This window comes from Brevundimonas sp. UBA2503, from assembly GCF_002341485.1.
Classification (GTDB): domain Bacteria; phylum Pseudomonadota; class Alphaproteobacteria; order Caulobacterales; family Caulobacteraceae; genus Brevundimonas; species Brevundimonas halotolerans.
The window spans coordinates 14,261-39,874 of the sequence record NZ_DDOD01000013.1 but is presented as its reverse complement, the minus strand read 5'-3'; the positions used below and the strand labels follow the sequence as shown (position 1 = coordinate 39,874).

Sequence of the window (25,614 nt, the reverse complement as noted above, 5' to 3'; positions counted from 1 at the left end):
CCGGTGACGGCACCGCGCGTATAGGGGACTGTCCCCCGCTGTCGGAGAGCTGACGATGACCCTGACCGAGATCGGCCTGCTGCTGGGCGTCAATCTGGCGCTGATCCTCGGCGTCATGAGCCTGCTGTGGCTGGTGGCGGTGCGTATCCGCGATGTCAGCTTCATCGACGCCGTCTGGCCGATGGCCATGCTGTTCCTCGCCCTGGTCACCTGGCCCCGGGCGGACGGCGACACCCTGCGTTCGGCACTGCTGGTCGGGCTGTGCGGACTGTGGGCGGTGCGGCTGGGCCTGCACCTGTTCCTGCGCTGGCGGTCGCATGGCGAGGACCGGCGCTATGCGGACCTGATCGGACGTCAGACGAAGACCGGCAAGAGCTGGTCGATGGTCGCGCTGCTGTTTGTCTTCCTGCCGCAAGGGGGGCTGGCCTGGCTGACCTCCCTTCCGGTGCAGCTGGGACAGGTGGCCGGGGCGCCGCCCGTGGGCTGGCTGGGCTGGGCCGGTGTCGCCCTGTTCGCCGTCGGTCTCGTGTTCGAGACGGTGGGCGACGCGCAGCTTGCCGCTTTCCGCCGGGATCCGTCGACCAAGGGCAAGGTGCTGGATACCGGCCTGTGGCGCTACACCCGCCATCCCAACTATTTCGGCGACGCCTGTGTGTGGTGGGGTCTCTATCTGCTTGCGGCCGAGACGGGTCCGGGGCTGGCCTCGATCCTCGGGCCCATCTTCCTGACGTTTACCCTGACCAAATGGTCCGGTATCGGCATCACCGAAAAGTCGATCCACAGCTCGCGGCCCGGCTATGCCGACTATGTGCGCCGCACCAGCGCCTTCATCCCCTGGCCGCCCAAATCGGCCCCCTAGTCGTTGCGACAGGCGACCTTGGCGGCACCCAGCAGAGCGGCCTGTTTGTGCAGGATCACCCAGGTCGGAATGGCCTGCATATAGGGGGTGAAGCGGCCCTTCTGTTCGAAGCGTTCGCGGAACGGGCTGGCCTTCAGGAAGTCCAGAATGCGCGGGGCGATGCCGCCGGCGATATAGACGCCGCCGCGTGCGCCGGTGGTCAGGGCCACGTCCCCGGCGACCGAGCCGAGGATGGCGCAAAACCGCGCCAGCGTCGCGCCGCACGGGCTGCGCGGATCGGCGAGGGCATCGCGGGTGATCTCGGCCGGATCGTCGATGGTGGTCGGGCGTCCGTCGATCTCGGCCAGCGCCCGGTGCAGGTTGACCAGCCCCGGTCCACAGACCAGCCGCTCGATCGACACGCGGGTATAGCGCCGCCGCAGGATGCGCAGCACCTCATCCTCGATGGCATCGGACGGCGGGAAGTCGACATGGCCACCCTCGGACGCCAGCGCCACGGCAGAGCCCCAGCGGTCGCGGGCCAAAGCCGAGACGCCGAACCCGGTGCCGGGTCCCAGAACCGCCAGCGTCTGGAGCGGATCGCCGGTCCCTGGCCCCCCCAGATGCGCCAGATCCGGCCCCTCGATCAGGGGTGCGGCCCAGGCAAGCGCCTCAAAGTCATTGATCAGGCGGATCGGCCCGACGCCCAGGCTGGCCAACTCGGCCTCGGACACGCGCCACGGCGAATTCGTCAGGTCGATGAAGCCATCGGTAACCGGCCCTGCTACGGCAATGGCGCCGCCGTCCGGGCGCTCGTTGCAGCCCTCCAGAAACGCCCGCACGCCATCCAGAAAGGTCGGATGGTCCTCGGCCGGAAAGCTTTCGTGGTGCTCGACGCGCGGCACGCCATCGACCATGCGCGACAGGGCAAAGCGGGCATTGGTGCCGCCGACATCGCCGACGAGATGCAGGGGAGCAGGGCTCATTCAGGCGTCCATGGTGCGGTCGACCACATTGGGGTCGGGGGGAGTATCGGTGCCGGGCGGTCCGGCAGGCGGCTGGGCAAACACCACGGATGCGCCTTCCTCGGCCGATCCGACCACATGGCGGAAGGCGCCGAACAGTTCACGACCGTAGCCCCAGGACGCGGTCTGCAGGCTGGCCTCCGTGCGCGGGGCACAGGGGCGCTCCGCAAAGTCGGGACAACCGACGACGGTCAGCTCACCCCTGTCCGGGTCGAGGCGGACGATGTCGCCGTCACGCACGCGGGCGATCGGCCCACCGGCCAAGGCTTCGGGGCTGAGGTGGATGGCGGCCGGTGTCTTGCCCGACGCGCCGGACATCCGGCCGTCAGTGACGAAGGCGACCTTGAAGCCCCGGTCCTGGATCACACTCAGCGCGGGCGACAGGCTGTGCAACTCGGGCATGCCGTTCGCCTTGGGGCCCTGGAAGCGCAGGACCACGACGACGTCGCGATCGAGCTGGCCCTGTTTGAAGGCCTCCAGCGCGGCTTCCTGACTGTCGAACACGGCGGCTGGGGCCTCGACCACCCGGTGCTCGGGCTTGACGGCCGAGACCTTGATGACCGCCCGGCCCAGAGCGCCCTGCACGAGGCGTAGTCCGCCATCCTTCTGGAAGGGGTCGGAGACGGGGCGGAGGATGTGGGGGTCGAGGCTCTCGGTCACGCCGTCGCACCAGACGAGCTTACCGTTCTCGTCCAGCACGGGCTCCTGGTAATAGGCCTCCAGCCCCTCGCCCATGACGGTGGTGACGTCGGTGTGCAGATGCCCGGTGGTGGCCAGTTCGCGCACGACAAAGGCCACGCCGCCGGCCGCCTGGAAGGCATTCACATCGGCCGAGCCGTTCGGATAGACCCGCGCCAGAAGGGGGGTGCAGCTGCTCAGCTCGTCCAGATCGGTCCAGTCGATCAGCACCCCGGCCGAGCGCGCCATGGCGACCAGATGGATGGCGTGGTTGGTCGAGCCGCCGGTGGCCAGCAGGGCGATGATGGCGTTGATGATCGACTTCTCATCGACCACCCGGCTCATCCGGCCCTCGCCCGAGCGGGCCAGTTCGACCGCCCGCTTCGCCGCTGCCGCTGTCAGGGCATCGCGCAGGCCCGTATCGGGGTGGACAAAGGCCGTGGACGGAAGATGCAGGCCGATCACCTCCATCATCATCTGATTGGAGTTGGCGGTGCCGTAGAAGGTGCAGGTGCCGGGCGAGTGATAGCTGGCCACCTCGCTTTCCAGCAGGGTCGCGCGGTCGACCTTGTTCTGGGCATAGAGGGCGCGTACCCGGGCCTTTTCCGCATTCGGAATGCCGCTGGGCATGGGGCCGGCGGGCGCAAACACGACCGGCAGATGGCCGAACGCCAGAGAGCCCATGAACAGGCCCGGCACGATCTTGTCGCAGACCCCAAGGCACAGGGCGGCGTCAAAGGCGTCGTGCGTCAGGGCGATGGCGGTCGACATGGCGATCAGGTCGCGGCTGAACAGCGACAGCTCCATGCCGGGGCGGCCTTGCGTGACGCCATCGCACATGGCGGGCGTGCCGCCCGCGACCTGGGCGGTGGCATTCACCTCGCGCACGGCCTGACGGACGATCTCGGGGAAGCGCTCGAACGGCTGATGGGCCGACAGCATGTCGTTATAGGCCGTGACGATGCCGAGGTTCGGCTGGCTGCCCGACATGGCGTTCAGCTTGTCCTTGACCGGGGCTCCGGCAAAGGCGTGGGCCCAGTTGGCGCAGCTGAGCTTGGCGCGCCCGGGCCGGTTGGTCGCGGCCTCATCCATCCGACGCAGATAGTCAGCGCGGGTCTCGCGGCTGCGGGCGATGATGCGGTCGGTGACCGCGCGGATCGTGGGATGGAGGTCGGTCATTCAGACTGTTCCGTCCAGAGGACTTGCAGGTGGGGGATGTGGGCGGCCAGCGCCGCGACGGGGACGATTGCGGGATCGGCCATGATGCGATCCTCGAACACCTTCCGCTTGGCCGAGCCGGTCAGGGCCATCACGACGGTGCCGCAGGCCATCAGCCAGGGCAGGTTCATCGACAGACGCTCGCGGCTGGGGGCCAGACCGTCGCGACCGGGCGGCACGCCGAGGACGGCGGGCGACATGGTCGGGGTCAGCAGGGTCTTGAGCGTCGGGCTTTCCGGGAACATCGACAGGACGTGGCCGTCCTCGCCCATGCCCAGCAGGGCTGCATCCAGCCGGTCGGTCTGGCTGGCCAGGGCGTGGGTGGCGACCGCGGCGGCCCGGTCGACGGTCACGGCGGGGCTGTAAAGCGGGATGAAGTCGGCCCGTCCCGGCCCGATCGGCAGGCTGGTCTTCAGCAGGGTGGCGTTCGACTCGGGCGAGTTCTCCGGCACATGGCGCTCATCGACCAGCGTCACAGTCACCCGGCTCCAGTCCAGATCGGCCTCGCGCATCGCCGCATAAACAGGACCGGGAGTCGATCCGCCCGAGCCCGCGAAGAAGGCGCGCGGGCGTTCGCTCAAGGCCCCGGCCAGGGCGTCGGTCATGCGCGCGGCGCAGGCGGCGGCCCAGTCGGCGCGATGGGCAAAGGTTTCGATCTCAACGCTCATGACTGCTCCAGCGACGGCCCGTGCGGGACAGCAGCAGGTCGGCGGCCTCGGGGCCCCAGCTGCCGCCTTCATAGGGCTCGACCTTCATCGCCGCGCCGTCCCAGGCATCGGAAACCTCGTCGACCCACTTCCAGGCCTCTTCCGCCTCGTCCCGTCGCACGAACAGGGTGGAGTCCCCGGCCATGGCGTCCAGCAGCAGCCGCTCATAGGCGATGCGGCGGCGCGGCGGGCTGGCCTTGCGGTCATTGTGCCCCCACGACAGGCTCATGGTGATGGGCTGAAGCTGCATGCGTTGATCGAGGCCGGGCTGCTTGTTCATCACCTCAAGGGAAATGTCCTCGTCCGGCTGCAGTTCAATGATCATCCGGTTCGGCTGGATCGCGCCGCGATAGCTGGATCCGTCACGACCGAAGATCGAATGGGGCACCGGCTTGAACTGGATCACGATCTCGGTGCGCTTCTCGGCCATGCATTTGCCGGTGCGCATGAAGAAGGGCACGCCCGCCCAGCGCCAGTTGTCGATGTCGGCGCGGATGGCGACAAAGGTCTCGGTGTCGGTCGGGGCGCCTCGCTCGCTGACGTAATCCGTGTACTGCCCCCGGGTGGTGACGCGACCGGCCTCCTCGACCGTGATCGGCCGAAGCGAGCGCAGCACCTTGACCTTCTCGTTGCGCACCGAGTCCGCGTCGATGTTGGACGGCGGCTCCATGGCGACCAGACACAGCAGCTGCAGCATGTGGTTCTGCAGCATGTCACGCAGGGCGCCGTACTCGTCATAGTAGGCCCAGCGGTCTCCAACGGCGACGGTCTCGGCCACGGTGATCTGCACATGGTCGATGGTCAGATTGTTCCACAGCGGCTCGAAGATGGTGTTGCCGAACCGCAGGGCGATCAGGTTCTGGACCGTCTCCTTGCCCAGATAGTGGTCGATGCGGAACACCTGCCGCTCGTCGAACACGGCCGAGACGGCTTCGTCGATCTCGCGGAAGCTCTCCAGATCGCGACCGACCGGCTTTTCCAGCACGATCCGGGTGTCCGGACCGGCCAGCCCTGCGGCGTGCATGGCCGGGACGATCCGGCCATAGAGCGACGGCGACACGGCCATGAAAGCTGTTACAGAGCCGTCCCCGGTTTTCGCCTTCAGCGCCTTCAGCTCATCCGCACTGGTGGCGTCCAGTGCCACATAGTCCAGCCGGGCAGCCAGGCGGGTCCAGGTCTCGTCGGACCAGATGTCGTCAGACTTGGCGCGGGGCTCGACCGAGGCCCGCACCCGCTCGATGTAGGTGTCGCGCGTCTCGTCCGACCGGGCGGCGGCGATGATCTTCAGTTCGGGATCCAGCAGACCATCGTGGTCGAGAAAATACAGCGACGGCAGCAGCATGCGCAGCGCCAGGTCTCCACCTCCGCCGAACAGTATCAGGGCCGACATTCGCCTCTCCGTCTCTTCGTCCGGGCGCACCGGCCGAAAGGGGCGCGCCGTCAGACAGGGTTCTTGGCCGCTTCGGCCCGCCGGGCCAACACGTCGAGCACGTCCTGAAACACCATGTGACGCGTCTTGAGCAGAACGAACAGGTGATAGATGAGGTCCGCCGCCTCATTCGCAAGCTCTTCGGTGTCGCCTGCGGCCCCGGCCAATGCCACTTCCACGCCCTCCTCGCCGACCTTTTGCGCGGCGCGTTTGGGACCCTCGGCCATCAGCCGGGCGGTCCAGCTGGTGGCTGGATCGGCATCCGCGCGTTCGGCGATAGTCGCCTCCAGCCGGGCGAGGCGGCCGAGGCCGGGCGCATCCTCTTCGCCGAAACAGCTGATCCTGTTCAGATGACAGGCATTGCCGACCGGCCGGACCTTGAGCACCAGGGCATCGCCGTCGCAGTCCGGCGTGAGCGAGACGACGTGCAGCCGGTCGCCCGAGGTCTCGCCTTTGCGCCAGCGCCCGCCGCGCGAGCGGGAAAAGAAGGTCGCCTCGCCGCTCGCTTGGGTCTCCTCAAGGGCGGCGCGGTCCATATAGGCGAGTGTGAGCACCTGAAGCGTAGCGGCGTCCTGCACCACTACGGGGATCAGGCCGCCGCCCTTGTCGAAGTCCAGCGTGTCGGGATTGAGGGTCACAGCCTGATCTCCTGTCCGGCGTCGGCGAGATAGCGTTTGAGGTCGGGGATGGCGATGGCGCCGGTGTGGAACACGCTGGCGGCCAGCGCGCCCGAAACATCGGCCTGTTCGAAGACCTCACGGAAATGGTCCGGCGTGCCCGCGCCGCCCGAGGCGACCAGCGGAATGGTCAGCCGGTCGCGCGCCGCCTTCAGCTGGGCGATGTCATAGCCCTTGCGGACGCCGTCCTGGTCCATGACGTTCAGCACAATCTCGCCCGCGCCCAGGGCCTCGGCCTCAAGGATCCAATCCAGGGTGCGGCGGCCCGTGCGCTTCGTGGCCGAGGGGTCACCGGTGAACTGGTGCACCTGCCATTCGCCGTCGATGAGGCGACTGTCGACACCGACCACCACACACTGGCGGCCCAGCCGCTCGGCCATCTCGCTGATCAGCTCCGGCCGGGCCAGCGCCCGCGAGTTGACCGAGACCTTGTCGGCTCCGTGGTCGAGGCAGTGCGCGGCCTGCTCGACCGTGGCGATGCCCCCGGCGACGCAGAAGGGAATGTCCAGATCCCGCGCGATATCGGCGATCCAGCCATAGTCCAGGGTTCGCCCCTCGGGACTGGCCGTGATGTCGTAGAACACCAGCTCATCGGCGCCCTGATCGCGATAGCGCAGCGCCAGGTCGACCGCGTCGCCCATGTCGACATGGCCCTCGAACCGCACGCCCTTGACCACCCGCCCGTCCTTGACGTCCAGACAGGGGATGATGCGCCGCGCGGTCATCGCACCGCCTCGAGCGCCCGCTCGACGGTGAAGCGGCCCTCATAAAGCGCGCGCCCGATGATGGCGCCGTCGCAGCCCGCATCGCGCGCTGCTGTCAGGTCGGAAGTTTGCGCCACCCCGCCCGAGGCCTGCACCTTCAGGTCCGGCCGCCGCCGGACGATCTCGGCCAGCAGGTCGATATTGGGGCCGGTCAAGGCGCCGTCGCGGCCGATGTCGGTGACCAGCAGGTGACGGAACACGCCCTCGGGATAGAGGTCGAGCACGGCCCACAGGTCCAGCGGCGCGGCCTCGGTCCAGCCCTTCAAGGCCGGCACGATGCCGTCGTCGGTGACGCGCACGTCCAGCGCCAGCGTCAGGGCCTCGGGGCCCAGATCCTCCAGCCAGCCGCGCACTGTCTCGGGCGCGGTCACGGCCAGCGAGCCGACCACGACCCGGGCGACGCCCGCGTCCCTCAGACGGCTCACGTCATCCTGCGTACGCACGCCGCCGCCGGACTGGATCTGCACCCGCCCCGTCCCCGCCAGTCGCGACAGGGTGTCGTGCTGGACCGCGCGTCCGGCCTCGGCCCCGTCCAGATCGACGATGTGGACCCAGTCGGCCCCGGCATCCGCAAAGGCGCTCAGCCGTGCGACCGGATCGTCGTCATAGCGGGTCACCTGATCGAAACGCCCGTGCATCAGCCGCACGCAGACGCCGTCCTTTAGGTCGATGGCGGGGTACAGGATCATGCGTCGATCGCCAGAAAGTTCGAAAGGATACGCGCGCCGGTCGTCGACGAGCGCTCGGGGTGAAACTGGCAGCCCCAGCGGTTGCCCTGCCGGACCATGGCGGGGAAGGGGGTGCCGTGAAGGGCGCGGGCGAGCGTCGCCGGACCGTCGGGACAGGCAAAGCCGTGTACGAAATACACATAGGCCCCGTCCTCGACGCCCTCGGTCAGCGGATCGTCGGCCAGATCGGACAGGGCCGACCAACCCATGTGCGGCACCGTCAGCCCCGGCCCGGGCGTGAGCGCGCTCACCTGTCCGGGGATCAGGCCCAGCATGGCAGCGTCGCCCTCGGCGCTGGTCTGGAACAGCAGCTGCTGGCCCAGGCACAGGCCGATCAGCGGGCGGGGAAAGGCGCGGATCGGATCGCTCAGCCCCAGCGCATCCAGCCGCCCCATGGCCCAGGCCGCAGCCCCGACGCCGGGCAGGACCAGCCGCTCGGCCGCGTCGATGCCCGCAGCATCTGACACCCGGTGCACCCGTGCCCCCAGCCGCTCGAAGGCGAACTGCACAGAGGCCAGATTGCCCGCGCCATAGTCCAGAATGGTGATGTCGGTCACAGCACCCCCTTGGTCGAGGGCACGGCGTCGCCCTCGATGCGGATGGCCTGACGGAGCGCGCGGCCAAAGGCCTTGTAGACGGCCTCGGTCTTGTGGTGATCGTCCTCGCCAGTGACCGACACATGGATGGCGGCGCCGAGGTGCTCGGCCAGCGAGCGGAACACGTGGGCTGTCAGATCGGTGCGGTAGTCTCCGATGAAGGGGGTCGCAAACGTCCCTTCGAACACCGGATAGGGACGGCCCGACAGGTCGATGGAGACGGTGGCATTGGCCTCGTCCATCGGCAGGACAAAGCCATAGCGGGCGATGCCGCGCCGCTCGCCCAACGCCTGTTTCAGCGCCTGACCGAGGGCGATGGCCGAGTCCTCGATCGTGTGGTGCGGGTCAGTGTGCAGGTCGCCCTCGCAGGCCAGTCGCAGGGAGAAGCCGCCATGGGCCGCGACCTGTTCCAGCATGTGATCAAAGAAGCCCACGCCGGTGTGGATGCGGACGGGTCCCGTGGCGTCCAGATCGACGGCGCAGACGATGCGGGTCTCCTTGGTGTCGCGCACGGCCTGTCCCGTGCGGTTGGGGCGGGCGGCGCCCGTGACGCCGAAGGCCGACAGGGTGCGGTCGTTGAGCTCGGCCCTGGCGAAGACGGGCAGGCGCAGGCCGTCGTCGACCTCAAAGGCCACGCCCAGCGCGGTCAGGCGCGCCATCGTCGCGTCCAGACCTTTGCCGCGCACCCGGATGGCGGGACCATCCTCGGCGGCGGCATCACGCCCCAGCGCCTCGACCATCCGCGCTCGCTCGGCACGCACCGCCGCGATGCGGGCCTCGGTCTCGATCATGCGGGACGGGTCGAGCGCTTGCAGCGCCAGTCGAACGGAGGGCTCGGGCAGGGCGTGGGGCTCCAGCACGGCACGCAGCCGCGCCAGCACTTCGGGTCGGGCGATCAGGGCCCCGACGCGGGCCCCCGCGAGGCCATAGGCCAGCGACAGACTGCGCACGACGATCAGATTGTGCGTACCGGCGACGCGCGCGGCGACCGAGTGGCTGGCCTCAAACTCGATGGTGGCCTCGTCCATGATCAGCAGATCGCACGACGCGGCGTCGCCGCCGCTCGTGCCCCGCCCGGCGATCCGGATCACCCCGGAGGGCTCGGCCCCGGTCGGGTAGATTGCGGCCAGCGTCGTGAACGGTTCGCTCCCGGGCGCCTGCACACCGAGGTTCTCACGCGCAGCGAGACGGAAGATCAGCTCGAACGCGTGGGTCGCGCCTCGCACGGGCAGGACCTCATCGACGGGCACGCCGTAGACCGCCGCCATGCGGGCGGCGAGCGCAGCGGTACCGGTCGGATAGCGGTCGAGGCCTTCACCACCCGAGACCAGCGGGGCGAAGGGCGCGGGCAGCGCGGTCATGACGAACACCTCAGATCGGCCGCGCGGGCGTGGGCCTCCAGACCCTCCAGCCGGGCGAGGCGCGCCGCGACGGGGGCGAGGGCGGCGGCGCCCTTCTCAGAAACAGACTGCACCGACATGGAGGTCATGAAGCTGGCGGTGATGATGCCGCCCAGTGTGCGCGCCCCGCCGTCGGTCGGCAGGACGTGGCTGGGTCCGGCGGCATAGTCCCCCAGCGTCTCCGCCGCATACGTCCCGACGAAGATGGCGCCGGCGGCATTGATGCGGTCCACCAGTTGCTCGGCATCGAGTGTCTGCAGCGCCAGGTGCTCGGGGCCATACAGATTGGCGACGGCGCAGGCCTCGGCCAGATCGGCGACGCGGATGGCACGCCCCTCGGCCAGCGAACGGCGAGCGATGTCGGAGCGCGGCAGGGTCTGAAGCAGGCGTTCGACCTCTGCAAGGATGGCGGCGATCGCGCCCCGGCTGTTGGACACCAGCAGCACCTGGGCATCGGCATCGTGCTCGGCCTGGCTGAGCAGGTCGGCGGCGGCGATCTCGGGATCGGCGCTGGAATCGGCAATGACCATCAGTTCGGACGGTCCCGCCGGCATGTCGACGGCGGGACCGTTCGGCAGGGCGTTCGCCTGCTTCTTGGCCTCGGCAACCCAAGCATTGCCCGGGCCGAACAGCTTGTCGACCGGTTCGATGCGGCCGTCCTCGAGGTCCGCACCGAAGGTCAGGGCGGCAATGGCCTGCGCCCCGCCGATCAGCCACAGGGCGTCCAGCCCGGCCTCGTCGGCGGCCACGATCATGGCGGGGTGCACACCGCCGTCCTTCGCAGGAGGAGTCACGGCCACGCGCCGCGCAACACCGGCGACGCCCGCCGGAATGGCCTGCATCAGCAGGGACGAGAACAGGGGCGCACTGCCCCCTGGGACATAGAGGCCCGCCGAGGCAATCGGACGCCACACCAACCGCGAGCGCACGCCGGGTGTGGTCTCGACCCAGTTCGTGTCGTCCGGACGGGTGGCCTGATGAAAGATGCGCACATTCTCGGCGGCGATCCGCAGGGCGCGGGTATCGGCGGGCGGCAGGGCCGCGCGGGCCTCGCTCACCACATCGGGCGTGAGAACGATGCGCCTGGGTGCTGCGCCGTCCAGCTTCAGGCTCCAGTCGGTGACCGCCGCGCCGCCGCGGGTGCGCACGTCGTCAAAGATCTCGCGCACGACGTCGCTGACGCGCGCCTCTGTGCGCTGCGCCGGGCGGGCCAGCGCCTCGCGCTGTTCCTCGGCCGACAGGGTGGTCCAGTCGATCTGGCGCATCACATCATCTTCTCGATCGGCAGGACCAGGATAGATGAGGCGCCCTCGGCCTTCAGCCGCTCCAGCGTCTCCCAGAAGACCGCCTCCTGACAGACGGCGTGGACCGCCACGGCATCGTCGCGTCCCGACAGGGGCATGACCGTCGGCGACTCCGACCCCGGCAACAGGGCGGTGATCCGGTCCAGCGCGGCGCGCGGCGCATTCAGCATGACGTATTTGGCATCCTGCGAGGCCACCACGCCGCCGATGCGGGTGATCAGGTTTTCCAGCAGCGGCTCCAGCGCGTCTTCCACCGGCTGGGGCGAGCGGATCAGCACCGCCTGGCTTTCGAACACCGTGTCCAGCGGCACCAGACCATTGGCCTCCAGCGTCGCCCCGGTTGAGACCAGGTCACAGATGGCCGAGGCCAGCTTCAGCCGGGGTGCGACCTCGACCGCGCCGCGCATGGTGATCACCCCGGCCTCGACGCCGTGCTCGGCCAGCCAGCGGCCGAGAATGCGCGGATAGCTGGTCGCCAAACGGAGGCCGTTCAGCGAGGCGGGGCCGTCCCACGCCAGACTTTCAGGCGCGGCAATCTTCAGCGTGCATCGGCCAAAGCCCAGCGGCATGACCACTTCGGCCAGCGGTCCGCCGTTGCGGGCTTCCTCCAGCACATTCTCGCCGACAATGCCGAGGTCGCATACGCCATCGGCGACAAAGGTCGGGATGTCGTCATCGCGCACCCGCAGCAGGTCCACCGGCGCATTCTCGACCTTGTAGAGCAGGTCATTGTTGCCCTTGATGACCCGGAGACCCGCATTGCGGATCAGGTCGAGGCTGCGGTCGGCCAGACGGCCGGATTTCTGAACGGCGATACGAAGTCGCCCCTGAACCTTGCTCACGCGGAGACTCCGGACTGTCGGTCAAGCACCAGGCGATAGCCCTGGTGCGGCATTTCCTTGAGGAAGCGGGCCACGCGCACGACCGTGGTCGGGCTGGCCTGGGCCTCGGCGGCGATCTCGCGATACGACTTGCCGCCCGCGTCCAGCAGGCGCGCCACCTGCCAGCGCTCGGCAAAGGCGCGCACCTCGGCCGGAGTGCATAGGTCGGCGAGGAAGGCGTCGACCTCCTCGCGCGTCTTCAGACACAGCAGGGCGTCGTACAGATCCAGCCGGCTGCGAGCCGCGACGGCGGCATTGGGGGGGAGGGCGTCGGTCATGGCTCGTTCCACTATGCTGTAACAGTGGAACGGTCAAGCGGTATCGCCCTGCCTATGGTGCGACCGGCGATCGCAGCCTATGTCCGGGTCATGAGCAGGATCGTGATCGTGGGTGCGGGGCATGCCGGGGGCAGTGCGGCCGCGCTTCTGAGACAATATGGGTTCGACGGCGAGGTGGTGCTGATCGGCGAGGAGCCGGTCGCCCCCTATCAGCGCCCGCCCCTGTCCAAGGCCTTGTTGAAGGGCGAGGGCGAGGAGGAGGACCTGCTGCTGCGGCCCGCCGACTTCTATGTCGAACAGAATATCCAGATGCGGCTGGGCCAGACGGTCACGGCCATCGACCGGGCCGGCAAGACGGTGGTGCTCGCGGACGGCGAGACCGTCGCCTACGACACCCTGATCCTCGCGACCGGCTCGACCGCGCGGAAGCTCGACGTGCCGGGCGCCGATCTGACAGGCGTGCTGGAGCTGCGGACCCTGGCCGATGCGCGCAGGCTCAGGGCGGCGATCACGCCCGGCGCGCGGCTGGCCGTGGTCGGCGGCGGCTATGTCGGGCTTGAGGTCGCGGCCTCAGCCCGGGCGCTGGGTGCCGAGGTCGTGGTGATCGAGCGTGAGACCCGTCTGCTGGCCCGGGTGGCGTCCGATGTGCTGGCCGCTTTCATGGCCGACTGGCACCGGCAACACGACGTCGAGGTTCTGACCGGGCGCACCGTCACGGCCATGCAGGCCGCGCCCGACGGCCAGAGCGTGTGCGCCGTCATGCTGGATGATGGTCGCCGGATCGAGGCCGATCTGGTGGTGGTCGGCGTGGGCGGCGTGGCCTGCGAGGGTCTGGGCGCCTCCGCCGGCCTGACCTGCGACGGCGGGGTCGTCGTCGATGAGACCGCTCGCACCTCCGACCCCGACATCTATGCCTTGGGCGACATGACTCGGCGGCCGGTGCCCGTGCATGACGGACGGGTGGTGCGGCTGGAGAGTGTGCCGAACGCCCTCGAACAGGCCAAACAGGCCGCCGCCGCCATCATGGGCCGCAATCCGCCCCCGCCGGAGGTGCCGTGGTTCTGGTCGGACCAGTATGACTTGAAGCTTCAGATGGCGGGGCTCTCCGACGGGGCGGATGGCAAGGTCGTGCGCGGTGACCCGGCCGGTCCCGGCTTTGCCGTCTTCCACCTCGCGGGCGACCGCCTGTTGTGCGTCGAGGCGGTCAATGCCCCGGCCGAGTTCATGGGCGGGCGTCTGCTGATCGCCAAGGCCACACCGGTCGATGCGGAGAAGTTGGCCGACCCGTCCGTGTCGATGAAGGCGGTCGCGAAGGGCGACTAATAGACATCCCGCCGGTAGCGCCCGGCCTCGCGCAGGTCCAGCAGTCGGTCCTCGCCCAGGATGTCTCGCAGCGCCGCATCGACGCCGGGCGCCATACTCTTCAGACTGCCGCACACCATGATCGTGACGCCCCGGTCGACCCAGTCACGCACGGTGTCAGCCTCGGCCTGCAGGATGTCCTGCACATAGCGGGCACCGCCCTTGTCGCGCGAAAAGGTGCGGTCCAGCCGGCTCAGCACGCCCGATGCCAACCAGCCCTGCAGCCGCTGGTCCAGCAAGGCGTCATGAGCGGCAGTCCGCTCACCGAACACCAGCCAGGTGGGTCCGGGTTTGGTGGCCCTGGCCCGCTCCGACAGATGCGCCACAAGCCCGCCCAGCCCCGTGCCATTACCGATCAGGATCAATGGAACCGTCGCATCGGGTCCGTGGAAGGTCCGGTTGGTCCGGATACGCAGCGGCACCGTCTCCCCGATCCGGCACCGGTCCAGCAGCCAGGTCGAGGCCAGTCCCGGCGTGCCGTCGGGGCGCACCGTCTCGCGGATGATCAGATCCATGGCCCGGTCCGCCGGGACGGTTGCGATCGAATAGTCCCGCAACTGACCCGGCTGGCCCGCCACGGCCTCGGGCAGTTCGACCTCGGCCACATCGCCCGCCCGCCAGTCCGGCATATCCCCGATGGGCCGCAGGCGCAGGCGATAGACCGGCCGACCCGGGCTGCCGGGGTTCAGATGGGCGCGCCGCTCCAGACGCCAGGGGCGGTGCGGGCGGCTGCGGGTCTCCCGGGCAAAGGTCGCGCCGGTCACGGCCGTCAGCTGATGTCGCCAGTGCGCCAGGGCGCCGGGGTCCAGCCGGTCCACCTCGACCCGGTCGAAAAGGGCGGTCGCCCCCGCCCGGGCCAGCCAGCTGTCCAGCGCCCGGCCAAAGCCGCAGTAGTGACCATAGCTGCTGTCGCCCAGCGCCAGAACACCGACCTGAAGGTGCGACAGGTCGGGCGGAGTGGGCATCAGCCGTCGCAGGAAGCCGGTCGCCTCATCCGGGGCATCGCCCTCGCCCGTGGTCGCGGCAATCAGGAACAGGCGCTCGGCCTTCGCCAGCAGTGCGGGGGTCAGTTGCGACAGGCTGAGCCGCTGGACCGACAGGCCGGTAGCGGACAGGGCAGCGGTGGCGTCCTCGGCCAGGGCCTCGGCGCTGCCGGTCTGGCTGGAGTGCACGACCAGCGTCGCGGCCTCAGCGATGGCCCCCGGCGCCGGCCGCGGGCGCAGCGACCAGGCCGTCAGTCCGGCCCAGGCCAGCACCGCCGCAGCAGCCCAGAGCTCGCCACCCATGGGGATCATTCCCGCCCGACGTCCAGCATGGCCACAAGCGCGGGGCTCATCTGCTCAACCAGACCATCGTCGGTGCGGTGGACCATCAGGGCCGCAATCCCGGCGGCTTCGGCATGGGCCAGACCCTCCTCGGGCCCCAGCACGGTCAGGGCGGTCGCCAGCGCGTCGGCGACCATGGCCGAGTCATGCAGCACCGAGACCGAGACCATGCCATTGGTCACCGGCCGCCCCGTGCGCCCGTCGATGGTGTGGGAATAGGTCTGGCCGCCGTGGACGAACTGGCGGCGCGCCTCGCCCGAGGTGGCAACGGCCAGTCCATACAGGGCCGCAATGGTGCGCGGCGTCTCCAGCCCAACCGGCTTTTCCAGTTCGACCCACCACGGACGGCCGTCCGGTTTGACGCCGACTCCCTTCAGCTCGCCGCCGATCTCGAACAGGTGCGAGGTCGCCCCCTCACGTGCCAGCCGCAGAGAGATAAGGTCGACCGCATGCCCCTTGGCGATGCCCGACAGGTCCAGCTTCAGCCCGCCGGGCTGGACGGCCGCCCGCGCATCGACATTCAGCCGAAGGCGCATCCAGCCGCTCATGGACCGCGCCGCCTCGACCTCGCGATCCTCGGGCAGGGGCAGCAGGGGCGACCGGCGTCCGGGCGGTCCGAACCCCCACAGATCGACCAACGACCCCAGGGTCGGATCGACCGCGCCATTGGTGTCATCCGCCAGTTCCAGCGCCCGGGTCAGCACCGTCCAGAAAGCATCGGACAGGGCCCAGGTACCCTCGGGGGCGCCATTGAACCGGGAAATCTCGCTGTTGCGCTCCCACGGGCTGAACAGGGCGATGATGCGCTCCAGCTCCTCCTCGATCAGGGCCTGCCAGCGGCTGACCTCGGTCTCGTCGCGGACCACGATCCGGGCGGTCCAGACCGTGCCCATGGTCTCGCCGCCCAGCTGGGCGATCTGCGCGCCGGGAGGCTTTTCCGGGGCGCTGCGATGGGGCGGGATCAGGACGCGGTTGTTGGTCTCCGGACGCGGCTCATTCGCCCCCCCGGACAGGTCGATGACCGGCGAGGCCGAACGGCTGGAGGCGGGGACACGCGGCTCGGACATCAGGACCTCAGCGGGCGACGGTGACGCGCACGGCACCCAGTTCGGAGTCTCCGGTGCCCGAGGCGGTATTGGCAGCGCCGAAGCGGAAGGGCACGCGCACGATCTCGCGTCCGCCCAGCTCACGCGCGGCCTCGACCGCCAGCACATAGTTTCCGGCCGGCAGATCGCGCAGGCGCGAGGCGGGGATTGTGACCGTCTGGGTGCCCGGCGCGCGGGTCGGGCCGGAGACACCATCGGCCGGCAGGGTCAGGTTGCGCCCGTCCTTGCGCCACCAGGTGCGGATGTCCCTCAGCCAGTCCTTGCCCTCACCGGCGGGCAGGGCGGTGTCATACCAGACCGACAGGGTGCGCACGGCGGTCTCATCGGGCCGCTCGATCCACACCGCCACATAGGGCCGGTGGTAGGAGGCGCTGGAAATGCGCGGAATGCCGATGCTGACCGTCAGATCACCGGACGGCAACGGGGCAGCCCCCATCAGCATCAGTCCGGCGGCGGGCAGGGTCGCAGCAAGGGTCAGGGGCTTCATCGGAACGGGGGCACACTCAGTGGATAAAGATCAGGGCGAGGATCAGCGGGATCAGCAGGCCCAGCGACACCAGCGGCCAGGTCATGCGCCGGTTGCGGGCATGCAGCACCAGCAGCGCCAGACCGGTCAGGGCGAACACCAGGCAGGCCACCGCGAACACATCGATGAACAGCGACCAGGCCCCGCCGGTATCTCGCCCCTTGTGCAGGTCATTCAGATAGGCGATCGGCCCGCGCGTGGTCACCTCGACGAGGGCCTCGCCCGTCTGCCGGTCCAGCGTCATCCAGCCGTCGCCACCGGGCCGGGGCAGGGCGACATAGATTTCCGCGCCCGTGGTCTCGGTGGCCCGCCCGGCGATGGAGACGTCCAGCTCACTCGAGGCCCAACGCGCCACGGCATCGGGGACCGGGTCGGTGGTCTCGGCGGGGAAGGTCTCAAGCCGCTCCAGCAGCGGCGCGGGCAGGGTGGCGGTGCGCTCGACCACGACCGGCTCGGCCGGGATCTGGGCGGCATGGTTCAGGGTAAAGCCGGTCACCGCAAACAGGATCAGTCCGATCAGGCTGACCGAAGCCGACATCCAGTGCCACTGGTGCAACTGCTTCAGCCAGAAGGCCCGCGCGGAGCTCAGCCGTGCGGCGGATGGGGCAGGAGCGGGCGCGGGAGACGTCGACACCCTGCGCCTGTGCCAAAAATGCGAACCGCTTGCAAGTAACGTCGTCTACCAGCGACGCGACAGCCCGATCCACAAGGTGCGCGGCGGGCCATACGACACGACGCCCGTGCCCGTTTCCGCCGTCTCGACGTCTGCGTCGAACAGGTTCACCCCCTCGACCCAGGCGGTCAGGCCGGGCGACAGCCTCCGCTCCAGCCGGGCCGAGGCCACAAGCGCCGGGTCAAGTACGCGGCTGTTGAGATCGTCGTCGAAACGGCGGCTCTCCCAACGGGCATCGACGCTGACGGTCCAGTCGGCCGCCGGGGTCCAGTCCAGCCCGGCGGTGGCACTCCAGATTGGGGCCTGGGCGGGGCGCAGCCCGGTCAGCTGCGGCGCCTGCGAGCCGCCGTCCACCCGCGCGTCGGTGGCGGCCAGCGCACCCCGCAGCGTCAGGCCCTCGCGCAGCCGCGCCTCGGCCTCCAGTTCCAGCCCGACAGCCTCGATGGTCCCGGCGTTCTGTCGCTTGCGCAGCACGCCCCCGGCCGGGACAAAGCCTGCGCGGGGAAAGGTGCCGGGACCTGCGCCGATGGTGACATTGACGATGGCGTCCTCGATCCGGGTGGCAAAAAGCGTGGCCCGGATGTCCAGCCGGTCGGTCTCGCGCGCCAGCCCCGCCTCGACGCCGGTCAACTGCTCGGGCACCAGACTGGCATTGGCCTCGGTGATGTCATTGCCGACGCGGAAGGGCCGGTGCAGCTCATTCAGGGTCGCCGGGCGAAAGGCGCTGTAGGCCGCCGCCCGCACCGACCATTCCTGCGACAGGGCGCGGCGCAGACCCAGTCGGGCCGACACCACCTCGCCCGACTGATCCGCAGGCTGTTCGTCCAGCACCACAGCACTGGTCTGCAGATCGCGCTCGAGCCGGCCGCCATCCCGCGCCGCCCAGTGGTCCAGCCGTACGCCCCCGGTCACCAGCCACGGGCCGCGCGTGGCGCTCGCCTCCGCATAGACCCCGGCCACCGCCGTCTCCCCGCCCGCCTGCCGCGAGCGGGTGAAATCGCCACCCATGAAGCGATAGCGTTCGTTGGTCTCGCCCTCGGCCCTGCGGGCGTCGGCCCCCAGCTCGGTCTCGAACCCGTCCCGTCGCAGGCGCCAGGCGGCGTTCAGCCCCCAGGCTATGGCGGGAGTGTGGAACTGATGATTGGCCGGGCTGGTCGAGGACCGGTCGGGCGCGGTCGCGACAAAGCGGTTCTGAAGGTCGCTGGTCTGCCGCCACAGCTGCACGCGCCAGCCCGCAAGGTCGGCCTCCGGCTGGCGCGTCGCCGTAAGGGACAGGACGGTGCCCGAGGCTGCGGCATCCGAGGCCTCCACGCCCGAGCCGCGCATCTCCTCGAAGGCGGAAACCCGGCCAGAGACCAGCGCATCCCCGACCGGCATGTCCAGCCGCAGCGAGGCCGCGCTGGCCTCAAGGTCCAGTGGCCGGTCAGCGGCTCCGGCGTCGGGCACCCGCACCGGCGTATGGCCGTCGGTCCGCTCGTGGCCAGCGGTCGCCACCCAGCGCAGGGGGCCGAGGTCGCCCGTTCCCGAGGCGGCCAGCCGGGCCGAGCCGCGCTCCCCCACCGCCGCAGTCCAGGCCCCGCCCGTATCCCGTTCCCGCAGCAGCACCGAGCCGGTCAGCGCGCCTGCGCCATAGGGGCCGGTGCCCCCGGCGCGCACCACATCAACGCCCGACAGGCCCTCGGGCGGCACCTGGGCCCAGATGACCCAACCGCCGAACGGATCATTCAGCGGCACCCCGTCCAGCGCGACCAGCGCCCGCCCGGCCCCGCTCGGGGCGATGGCGCGCAGCGACAGACCCTGGGTGGTCGGATTGGCGGTCAGACTGGTGGTGCGCCGGAACAGGCCGACCGCGGGCACCCGGCCCAGCGCCTCGTCCAGCCGCATCGAACGGTCCAGCGCATCGCCGTCCAGCCGGATCACGGAAAAGGTAGCCTCGCCTTCCGCGGCGGGCAGGCGCGGGGCGGTGACGACAATCTCGTCGAGGACGACCGGCGGATCCTGCATCATGCCGAAAGGCGCGTCAGCAGCTCGCGGGCAAAGGTGGTCAGGGTGTCGTCGCGCGCGCCCATCACCAGAATCCGGTCGCCGGGCCGGGCCAGCTGGACCAGCCGCTCGCCGCACTCAGCGCGCGTGGCATGGGCCTCGGCCTGACGCCCCGCCGCGACGACGCCCTCGACGATCTGCGGGCTGGAAACGCTGCGGTCGGTGGTGCCCCCGTAATAGACCGGCTCGGGCATGATCAGGTGATCGTGCGGACCCATCAGGCTGGCAAAGGTCTCGATGAACTCGCGCCGCATCAGTTTCAGCGGCCCAAACCCGTGCGGCTGAAACAGGATCAGCAGCCGCCCGGGAAAGGCGTGCAGGGTCTGAAGCGTCGCGGTAATCTTGTCCGGGTTGTGGGCAAAGTCGTCGATGACGGTCACGCCGCCGGCCTGTCCGACCACCTCCAGCCGCCGCCGGATGCCCCGGAAACTGGCGAGCGCGGCGATGGCCGTCTTACGCGTCACGCCCAGCGCCTCGGCGACGCCCAGGGCGGCCAGGGCATTGGCGACATTGTGCTGGCCCGGCACCTGCAGCGTCACCTCGGCCCCGTCCAGCCGGAACCGCATCCCGGTTGCGGTCGCCTCGACATCGGTCGCGCACAGGTCTGCGGCCGTGTTGCCCAGCGAAAAGGTCAGGCGGCGGTCTGCAGGCAGGGTGTCGGCCAGCGCCCGCGTCTCGTCATTGTCGAGGTTCAGCACCGCCACATCGGCATGCCCCGCAAAGCCGCCGAACAGGGCGCGCAGCTCTTCCATCGACTTGTGGTCCAGCGAGATGTTCGAGACCACGGCGACCGTGGGCCGGTACAGCTGGATCGAGCCGTCCGACTCATCGACTTCCGAGACGAACAGGTCGGGGGTGCCGATGCGGGCGGCGGCAAAGGGCGTGTCATCGCGGACCAGATTGGTCATCACCGCCCCGTTCATCACGGTCGGGTCGAGGTCCGCCTGATCGAGGATCCACGCGACCATGCCGGTGATGGTCGATTTGCCGCTGGTCCCGGCGATGCCCACACGCCGCTCGGCGGCGTTGAACAGGTCCGACAGCATCTGCGGTCGGGTCATGACGGGGGCGCCGACCCGGCGGGCGGCGGCGATGTCGGGCACTGTGTCCTCGACGGCGCCCGAGGCCACGACCGTGGTCGCCGCATCCGTCACACCCGACCCGTCCTGCGGGTAAAGCGCGATGCCCTGCGCCTCCAGCCAGGCAAACTTGTCGGGGCTGCGGCCCTGGTCGTGCGACCGGTCCGATCCCGCCACCCGGGCCCCCCGCGCGGCCAGGATCAGGGCCAGCGGCAGCATTCCCGACCCGCCGAGGCCGCAGAAGAAATAGGAGCCGGCTGGATTGGCGTCTTGATTCATGGAGGCGAAACCGGGGAGTGTCGGAGGAAGGCCCTGACTAGCACGGGGCGCACCGCATGCCAGAGCCGGGAGCCCGATTTGTCCGACCGCCTGCCCAACAGGGGAAACGCAGTATGGGATCGGTAACCCGCATTGGCGTGGTGGCGCCCTCGTCACGCTTCAGCAAGGCCACCGCCGCGCGACTGGAGGCCCATGTCGAGGCCCGCTTTCCTGGCGGCGACGTCAAGGTCGTGTTCCATCCGGCCTGTTTCGCTAACCACGGCCATTTCGCCGGTGACGACGCCCTGCGCGCCCGCGCATTCCTCGAGATGGCCAACGACCCGCGCTACGACGCCCTGTGGTTCGCGCGCGGTGGTTATGGCTCGTGCCGGATCGCCGAGGCGGTGCGCGACGGGCTGAAGCCCGAGGCCCGGACCAAGCGCTATCTGGGCTATTCCGACGCCGGCAGCCTGCTGGCCACCCTCTACAAGACAGGCTTTGCCCATGTCGCCCACGGGCCGATGGTCGCCGACATATCCCGCGGCGAGGGGGCCGAGGCCACCGACCGCGCGCTCGACTGGCTGATCAAGGGCGCGACCTCGGGGCTGGAGCCGAGCCTCGACGGCCGCCCGACCGTCGCCTTCAACCTGACCATCCTCGATCAGCTGGTCGGCACGGCCATCGAACCCGACCTGAGCGGCCATGTGGTGATGATCGAGGAGGTGTCCGAGGCGCTCTACCGGATCGACCGGATGATGTTCCATCTGACCGGTCAGGCCTCGATCCGCCGCATCGCGGGCTTCCGTCTGGGCCGGGTCAGCGACATCACCCCCAATGAGCCCGAGTTCGGCCTGACGCCCGAGGAAATCGTCCGCTACTGGTGCCTGCGGTCCGGCATTCCGTATCTGGGCGGGGCCGACATCGGCCATGACGCCGACAACAAGATCGTGCCTTTCGGGCCGCGCTGACGGGTAAAACGCAGCCCCGGTGCCCCGAATCCTCGCGTTTTCGGGGAAGGCGGTCGACAGATAACGCCGGTCAGGCCAGATGGCTTCATGCGGGTTAAGGGGCTGTTAACCTTGAAGTCTTCCGTGCGCGGAAAAGGGGGCCGGGATCACCTCGTGATCCGGCCGCCCGTGGCGTGGTCGGCCCTGTGACCGGCCTGTCGAAGAGCACCCGGGCCGCGCTGATCCCCCTGTTCCTTGTGGCGCTCGGTGTTGTCGGCATCGAGAACGCCCTGACCCGCTATTTCGCCGTCGCGAAATGGTCCGAGTATGGCTACTGGATCATCTCCATCGTCATGGCGGGCTTTGCTCTGTCGGGCGTGGCGGTCGCCCTGTTCCGCGATACCGTCGAGCGCCATGGCGAATGGCTGCGGGCCGTGTTGCCTGCCGCGATGGTGCTGGCGGCGGCGCTTGGCTATGAGCGGATCGCCCGCAATCCGTTCAATCCGCTGCAGCTGCAGAACCCCACGACCTGGGCCGACCAGCTGCTGAATATCGCCGGCTACTACGGGGCCCTGCTGCCCTTCTTCTTTCTGGCCGGCCTCTATATCGCGCTGATCTTCATCCTGAACCCGCGAGAGATCGGGCGGGTCTATGCCTATGATCTGATTGGCGCGGGGCTGGGCTCGGCCCTCGCCCTGGCGCTGATGTTCCTCGTCCACCCCTTTCTTCTGGCGCCCCTGCTGCTGGTGCCGCTGGCGCTGGCGCCGCTGTTTCAGCCGGGCCGCTTCAGTACCCTCGGCGGCGCGCTGGCCGGAGGCGCCCTTGTGCTGGGCGAGGCCATTCTGCTGCTCGGCACCCCGCCTGCCTATTCCGAGTTCAAGGCCGTCTATGCGCCCATGAACACCCGGGGCGCCGAGGTGGTGGCCGAGGTCCGTCGCCCGCGCGGGCACTATCTGATGCTCGACAACTTCACCGAGCGGGTCGACGCCGACGTTTCCAACAACGCGTCGATGATGGAGGTCGAAGGGCCGCCCGCCACATATGGCCTCTACCGCGACGGCAGCCGGATCGCGGCCCTGCCCAAGGCGGGCGGTCTCGGCGGCGGCTATGCTGACAGCGCCCTGTCGGCCGCCCCCTATGTGCTGCGGCCCCGGGCCGGGGCGCTGATCCTCGGGGCCTCCGGTGGCTTCCGCCTGGCCGAGGCCCGAGCGCTGGGGGCCGAACGCCTGCTGGTCGTCGAAAGCGAGCCGGTACTGAAACACGCCCTGACCCACGGGCTCGGTCCCTCGCGCGGTCTGGCGCTGGGCGACGATGTGCAACTGGCCGAGGGCGGACCGCTGGCCGTCGCGCGGGCATCGGGCGCGGCCCCCGGCGAGCGCTTTGACGTGATCGACGTCTCGTCCGACTTCATCGATGCGGCGCCGGCCAATGTCACGGCGCTTACGGTCGAGGCCATGCAGGCCTATCTGGCCGCGCTCGATCCTGACGGCATGGTCTCGGTCCCCGTCTCGATCCGCGACTTCCCCGTCTATGCCTTTCGCATCATGGCGACGGCGCGCGAGGCCCTGATCCGGGCCGGTGTCGAGCGCCCCGAGGACCACGTCATGGTCTATCGGTCGGCGTGGAATGCCCGCATCCTGATCTCGCCGACGCCGTGGAGCGACGCGGATGTCACGGCGCTCGAGACCTTCGCCGCCGCCCGCTCGTTCGACATTTCCTGGCGTCCCGGACTGGACATCGAGGCGGCCCGCGCCGGCCTGTTCAACGACCTGCCGGTGGTGTCGTTCGAAGGCGGCACTGTGGTCTCTCAGGGCACGGACGATGCCATCGCGCGCGAGGCCGAGGCGGTGCTTCAGGGGCGCGACAGTCCGTCCAGCCGCGCCTTCAACATCCGACCCCAGACGCTGGATCGACCCGCCTACTATGCCTCGCTCAGGCTCGACCGGCCGACCACCCTGATCCACCGGCTGGAGGTCCTGCCCCAGGCCGAGATCGGCGCTCTGGTCAATCTGGTGGTGCTGGCCCAGGCCGCCCTGATCGCCCTGCTGGTGCTGGCCGCCCCGCTGATGTTCCGTAAACGGAAGGTTGCCGCGCCCGAGCCCCGCCGCCTGTGGCCGGTGCTGTACTTCCCCAGTCTGGGTCTGGGCTTCCTGCTGATCGAGATCTTCCTGATCGACAAGGCGGCCTTCTATCTCAATGACTATTCCTCGGCCTTCGCCCTGGTGCTGACGTCCATGCTGATCTTCTCGGGGCTGGGCAGTCTGATCGCCGGCCGCGTGGCGGCCCTGCCCAAGGTGGCCTCGTTCGTGTCCCTGATCGTGGTGCTGGGCTGGATCTGGCTGGTCTTCACGCAGGGCGAGGCGGTCATGCTGTCGACGCTGGACCAGCCCGCCTGGACACGGGGACTGATCGTGCTGGCCGCGGCCGCGCCCGTGTCGCTGGCGCTGGGCCTGCCCTTCCCGCTGGGTCTGATCCAGGTGGGCGAGGGGCGGATGCTGCCCTGGGCCTGGGGCCTGAACGGGGCCTTCTCGGTCGTCGCCACGCCGCTGGCCAATCTGATGTCGCGCGAGGTCGGATTCTCCTCCCTGCTGATGGTCGGGGCGGGCCTCTACCTCCTTGCCTTCCTCGCCCTGCCGCCGGGCCGCCGCACCCGGACTGTGTCCGAGCCCGTCGCTGATCCCCTTCCTGTTTCGTCGCCTGCGTAAAAAGGATTCCCGCCATGACGATCGACCGTAGACGCCTGATCGCCGGAGGCGCGGCCCTGGCCGGAGCCTCGACCCTCGCGGCCTGTGACGAGGCCACGCGCGAGCGGCTTCAGGCCCGGCTCAACCCGACCCGCACCGGCGGCGACACGCCTGCGCCCTCGACCGACGCCCCGACCGCCGCAGCGGCTCCCGAAGCGACCGACAGCGCCGTCTCCGAAACCGTCCGCATGCCGGCTCAGCCCTGGACCTATGAGGCCTTCGTCGCCGCCATGGCCGCCTCCGAGCGCCCCAGCAGCCTCAGCCGCGCCCAGTTCGACGCCATCCAGTCGCGCAAACCCGCCGCCCTCCAGCGCATCAAATCCTATCTGGACGGCAAGTTCGGCGCGGCCGATCCCCGCGTGGTCCAGGCCTTCGAGAGCGTGCCACGCGACTTCTATCACTACGCCTATGCCGCGCAGGATTCGACGGCCTATCAGGCCTATGAGGCCAATCCCAAGCCCTGGGCCATCGGCCATGGCTCGGTGCTCAGCGACTATCTGGGCCAGGCCTATATGACCCAGCTCGCCGAGCCCAAGCCCACCGATGTGACGCTGGAAATCGGCACCGGCTCGGGCTTTCAGTCGTCGCTGCTGTCGCGGATCGTGCGCGACTCCTACACCATCGAGATCATCCAGCCGGTCGGCCATGCGGTCAGCAAGATCTTCAAGCCGCTGGGCTATGACAACGTCCACGCCCGTGTTGGCGACGGCTATTTCGGCTGGCCCGAGGTCGAGGACGGGTTTGACACCATCATGCTGACCTGCGTCGCCCAGTACGCCCCGCCCGAGCTGTTCCGCCAGCTCAAGCCCGGCGGCAAGCTGATCATCCCGATCGGCCAGCCCTTCCGCCGGGGTCAGGTGCTGTATGTCTATACCAAGGACGCCGATGGCCGCGTCCGGTCGCGCCGCGACGTCGGGGTGTTCTTCATCCCCATGACCGGCGCCATGCAGAACCGTCCGCGACCCCAGGGCGCATCCTCGGGCGGCTGATCGTCTCTGGTCACAGGGGCGCGTTCAGGCCAAACAGGC

23 protein-coding genes are annotated in these 25,614 nt (G+C 69.6%); 5 read left to right on the top strand and 18 right to left on the bottom strand.

The features are described 5' to 3' along the window. Positions 1–55: 55 nt before the first annotated feature. Positions 56–859 (top strand): DUF1295 domain-containing protein, encoded by an 804-nt coding sequence (locus B4K74_RS06845; protein ID WP_286692311.1) that lies wholly within the window; start codon positions 56–58, stop codon positions 857–859. Here the strand turns inward: B4K74_RS06845 and glk are convergent. Genes glk through B4K74_RS06785 form a run of 12 tightly spaced genes read right to left on the bottom strand, consistent with a single transcriptional unit; the run spans position 856 to position 12,523 of the window. Beyond that, on the bottom strand, positions 856–1,824 hold the full coding sequence (gene glk / locus B4K74_RS06840; protein ID WP_286692310.1) for a glucokinase: 969 nt from the start codon (positions 1,822–1,824) through the stop codon (positions 856–858). The two genes, B4K74_RS06845 and glk, sit on opposite strands and share 4 nt — an antisense overlap. Then, the gene (edd, locus tag B4K74_RS06835) at positions 1,825–3,720 is read right to left on the bottom strand and encodes a phosphogluconate dehydratase (protein ID WP_286692309.1); all 1,896 of its coding nucleotides are present in this window, start codon (positions 3,718–3,720) and stop codon (positions 1,825–1,827) included. It lies immediately after the preceding gene. Continuing rightward, positions 3,717–4,427 carry a 6-phosphogluconolactonase gene (pgl, locus tag B4K74_RS06830; RefSeq protein ID WP_286692308.1) on the bottom strand — a complete coding sequence of 237 codons (711 nt, stop codon included), beginning with the start codon at positions 4,425–4,427 and terminating at the stop codon, positions 3,717–3,719. The genes edd and pgl overlap by 4 nt, the downstream gene beginning before the upstream one ends. Continuing rightward, positions 4,417–5,856, bottom strand: a complete 1,440-nt coding sequence (gene zwf, locus B4K74_RS06825; protein WP_286692307.1) for a glucose-6-phosphate dehydrogenase — start codon at positions 5,854–5,856, stop codon at positions 4,417–4,419. The genes pgl and zwf overlap by 11 nt, the downstream gene beginning before the upstream one ends. 50 nt (positions 5,857–5,906) lie before the next feature. Then, entirely contained in the window at positions 5,907–6,533 is a 627-nt protein-coding gene (gene hisIE, locus B4K74_RS06820) for a bifunctional phosphoribosyl-AMP cyclohydrolase/phosphoribosyl-ATP diphosphatase HisIE (protein WP_123287864.1), read from the bottom strand. Further along, positions 6,530–7,297 carry an imidazole glycerol phosphate synthase subunit HisF gene (gene hisF / locus B4K74_RS06815; RefSeq protein ID WP_123287865.1) on the bottom strand — a complete coding sequence of 256 codons (768 nt, stop codon included), beginning with the start codon at positions 7,295–7,297 and terminating at the stop codon, positions 6,530–6,532. Before hisF ends, hisIE begins: the two co-directional genes overlap by 4 nt. Then, positions 7,294–8,025 (bottom strand): 1-(5-phosphoribosyl)-5-[(5-phosphoribosylamino)methylideneamino] imidazole-4-carboxamide isomerase, encoded by a 732-nt coding sequence (locus B4K74_RS06810; protein ID WP_286692306.1) that lies wholly within the window; start codon positions 8,023–8,025, stop codon positions 7,294–7,296. The genes hisF and B4K74_RS06810 overlap by 4 nt, the downstream gene beginning before the upstream one ends. Next, entirely contained in the window at positions 8,022–8,621 is a 600-nt protein-coding gene (gene hisH / locus B4K74_RS06805) for an imidazole glycerol phosphate synthase subunit HisH (protein WP_286692305.1), read from the bottom strand. The genes B4K74_RS06810 and hisH overlap by 4 nt, the downstream gene beginning before the upstream one ends. Then, positions 8,618–10,021 (bottom strand): imidazoleglycerol-phosphate dehydratase HisB, encoded by a 1,404-nt coding sequence (gene hisB, locus B4K74_RS06800; protein WP_286692304.1) that lies wholly within the window; start codon positions 10,019–10,021, stop codon positions 8,618–8,620. Before hisB ends, hisH begins: the two co-directional genes overlap by 4 nt. Beyond that, entirely contained in the window at positions 10,018–11,325 is a 1,308-nt protein-coding gene (gene hisD / locus B4K74_RS06795; RefSeq protein WP_286692303.1) for a histidinol dehydrogenase, read from the bottom strand. Before hisD ends, hisB begins: the two co-directional genes overlap by 4 nt. Further along, positions 11,325–12,206, bottom strand: a complete 882-nt coding sequence (hisG, locus tag B4K74_RS06790) for an ATP phosphoribosyltransferase (protein ID WP_286692302.1) — start codon at positions 12,204–12,206, stop codon at positions 11,325–11,327. The genes hisD and hisG overlap by 1 nt, the downstream gene beginning before the upstream one ends. Continuing rightward, positions 12,203–12,523, bottom strand: a complete 321-nt coding sequence (locus tag B4K74_RS06785) for a YerC/YecD family TrpR-related protein (RefSeq protein ID WP_286692301.1) — start codon at positions 12,521–12,523, stop codon at positions 12,203–12,205. The genes hisG and B4K74_RS06785 overlap by 4 nt, the downstream gene beginning before the upstream one ends. A gap of 90 nt (positions 12,524–12,613) precedes the next feature. On the opposite strand from B4K74_RS06785, the gene B4K74_RS06780 reads away from it, so the two are divergent. Further along, positions 12,614–13,846 (top strand): NAD(P)/FAD-dependent oxidoreductase, encoded by a 1,233-nt coding sequence (locus B4K74_RS06780; RefSeq protein ID WP_286692300.1) that lies wholly within the window; start codon positions 12,614–12,616, stop codon positions 13,844–13,846. Here the strand turns inward: B4K74_RS06780 and B4K74_RS06775 are convergent. The 6 genes from B4K74_RS06775 to B4K74_RS06750 are packed head-to-tail and all read right to left on the bottom strand — an operon-like array spanning position 13,843 to position 20,916. Continuing rightward, positions 13,843–15,171, bottom strand: a complete 1,329-nt coding sequence (locus B4K74_RS06775; RefSeq protein WP_286692299.1) for a sulfite reductase subunit alpha — start codon at positions 15,169–15,171, stop codon at positions 13,843–13,845. The genes B4K74_RS06780 and B4K74_RS06775 overlap by 4 nt on opposite strands. Positions 15,172–15,176: 5 nt before the next feature. Beyond that, positions 15,177–16,277, bottom strand: coding sequence for an FAD:protein FMN transferase (locus B4K74_RS06770; RefSeq protein ID WP_286692298.1), 1,101 nt, complete (start codon positions 16,275–16,277; stop codon positions 15,177–15,179). Positions 16,278–16,284: 7 nt separating this feature from the next. Then, positions 16,285–16,803 carry a DUF2271 domain-containing protein gene (locus B4K74_RS06765; RefSeq protein WP_286692297.1) on the bottom strand — a complete coding sequence of 173 codons (519 nt, stop codon included), beginning with the start codon at positions 16,801–16,803 and terminating at the stop codon, positions 16,285–16,287. A 16-nt stretch (positions 16,804–16,819) separates the two neighbouring features. Then, on the bottom strand, positions 16,820–17,476 hold the full coding sequence (locus B4K74_RS06760; RefSeq protein ID WP_286692296.1) for a PepSY-associated TM helix domain-containing protein: 657 nt from the start codon (positions 17,474–17,476) through the stop codon (positions 16,820–16,822). 45 nt (positions 17,477–17,521) lie between these two features. Then, positions 17,522–19,522 carry a TonB-dependent receptor gene (locus B4K74_RS06755; RefSeq protein WP_286692295.1) on the bottom strand — a complete coding sequence of 667 codons (2,001 nt, stop codon included), beginning with the start codon at positions 19,520–19,522 and terminating at the stop codon, positions 17,522–17,524. After that, positions 19,519–20,916 carry a UDP-N-acetylmuramate--L-alanine ligase gene (locus B4K74_RS06750; protein ID WP_286692294.1) on the bottom strand — a complete coding sequence of 466 codons (1,398 nt, stop codon included), beginning with the start codon at positions 20,914–20,916 and terminating at the stop codon, positions 19,519–19,521. The genes B4K74_RS06755 and B4K74_RS06750 overlap by 4 nt, the downstream gene beginning before the upstream one ends. A 113-nt stretch (positions 20,917–21,029) precedes the next feature. Between B4K74_RS06750 and B4K74_RS06745 the strand changes: the two genes are divergently transcribed. The 3 genes from B4K74_RS06745 to B4K74_RS06735 all read left to right on the top strand — a co-directional run bounded on the left by B4K74_RS06745 (position 21,030) and on the right by B4K74_RS06735 (position 25,575). Next, positions 21,030–21,863, top strand: a complete 834-nt coding sequence (locus B4K74_RS06745; protein ID WP_286692293.1) for an LD-carboxypeptidase — start codon at positions 21,030–21,032, stop codon at positions 21,861–21,863. A gap of 173 nt (positions 21,864–22,036) precedes the next feature. After that, positions 22,037–24,547 (top strand): hypothetical protein, encoded by a 2,511-nt coding sequence (locus B4K74_RS06740; RefSeq protein ID WP_286692292.1) that lies wholly within the window; start codon positions 22,037–22,039, stop codon positions 24,545–24,547. A gap of 14 nt (positions 24,548–24,561) precedes the next feature. After that, positions 24,562–25,575 carry a protein-L-isoaspartate O-methyltransferase family protein gene (locus B4K74_RS06735; protein WP_286692291.1) on the top strand — a complete coding sequence of 338 codons (1,014 nt, stop codon included), beginning with the start codon at positions 24,562–24,564 and terminating at the stop codon, positions 25,573–25,575. The last annotated feature ends 39 nt before the right edge of the window (positions 25,576–25,614 follow it).

What these genes read in the sequence shown, in the direction of transcription:
- B4K74_RS06845 (WP_286692311.1), top strand. Translation starts at nt 56, where the DNA reads ATGACCCTGACCGAGATCGGCCTGCTGCTGGGCGTCAATCTGGCGCTG.
- glk (WP_286692310.1), bottom strand. Translation starts at nt 1,824, where the DNA reads ATGAGCCCTGCTCCCCTGCATCTCGTCGGCGATGTCGGCGGCACCAAT.
- edd (WP_286692309.1), bottom strand. Translation starts at nt 3,720, where the DNA reads ATGACCGACCTCCATCCCACGATCCGCGCGGTCACCGACCGCATCATC.
- pgl (WP_286692308.1), bottom strand. Translation starts at nt 4,427, where the DNA reads ATGAGCGTTGAGATCGAAACCTTTGCCCATCGCGCCGACTGGGCCGCC.
- zwf (WP_286692307.1), bottom strand. Translation starts at nt 5,856, where the DNA reads ATGTCGGCCCTGATACTGTTCGGCGGAGGTGGAGACCTGGCGCTGCGC.
- hisF (WP_123287865.1), bottom strand. Translation starts at nt 7,297, where the DNA reads ATGACCGCGCGGCGCATCATCCCCTGTCTGGACGTCAAGGACGGGCGG.
- B4K74_RS06810 (WP_286692306.1), bottom strand. Translation starts at nt 8,025, where the DNA reads ATGATCCTGTACCCCGCCATCGACCTAAAGGACGGCGTCTGCGTGCGG.
- hisB (WP_286692304.1), bottom strand. Translation starts at nt 10,021, where the DNA reads ATGACCGCGCTGCCCGCGCCCTTCGCCCCGCTGGTCTCGGGTGGTGAA.
- hisD (WP_286692303.1), bottom strand. Translation starts at nt 11,325, where the DNA reads ATGCGCCAGATCGACTGGACCACCCTGTCGGCCGAGGAACAGCGCGAG.
- B4K74_RS06785 (WP_286692301.1), bottom strand. Translation starts at nt 12,523, where the DNA reads ATGACCGACGCCCTCCCCCCCAATGCCGCCGTCGCGGCTCGCAGCCGG.
- B4K74_RS06780 (WP_286692300.1), top strand. Translation starts at nt 12,614, where the DNA reads ATGAGCAGGATCGTGATCGTGGGTGCGGGGCATGCCGGGGGCAGTGCG.
- B4K74_RS06775 (WP_286692299.1), bottom strand. Translation starts at nt 15,171, where the DNA reads ATGGGTGGCGAGCTCTGGGCTGCTGCGGCGGTGCTGGCCTGGGCCGGA.
- B4K74_RS06770 (WP_286692298.1), bottom strand. Translation starts at nt 16,277, where the DNA reads ATGTCCGAGCCGCGTGTCCCCGCCTCCAGCCGTTCGGCCTCGCCGGTC.
- B4K74_RS06765 (WP_286692297.1), bottom strand. Translation starts at nt 16,803, where the DNA reads ATGAAGCCCCTGACCCTTGCTGCGACCCTGCCCGCCGCCGGACTGATG.
- B4K74_RS06755 (WP_286692295.1), bottom strand. Translation starts at nt 19,522, where the DNA reads ATGATGCAGGATCCGCCGGTCGTCCTCGACGAGATTGTCGTCACCGCC.
- B4K74_RS06750 (WP_286692294.1), bottom strand. Translation starts at nt 20,916, where the DNA reads ATGAATCAAGACGCCAATCCAGCCGGCTCCTATTTCTTCTGCGGCCTC.
- B4K74_RS06745 (WP_286692293.1), top strand. Translation starts at nt 21,030, where the DNA reads ATGGGATCGGTAACCCGCATTGGCGTGGTGGCGCCCTCGTCACGCTTC.
- B4K74_RS06735 (WP_286692291.1), top strand. Translation starts at nt 24,562, where the DNA reads ATGACGATCGACCGTAGACGCCTGATCGCCGGAGGCGCGGCCCTGGCC.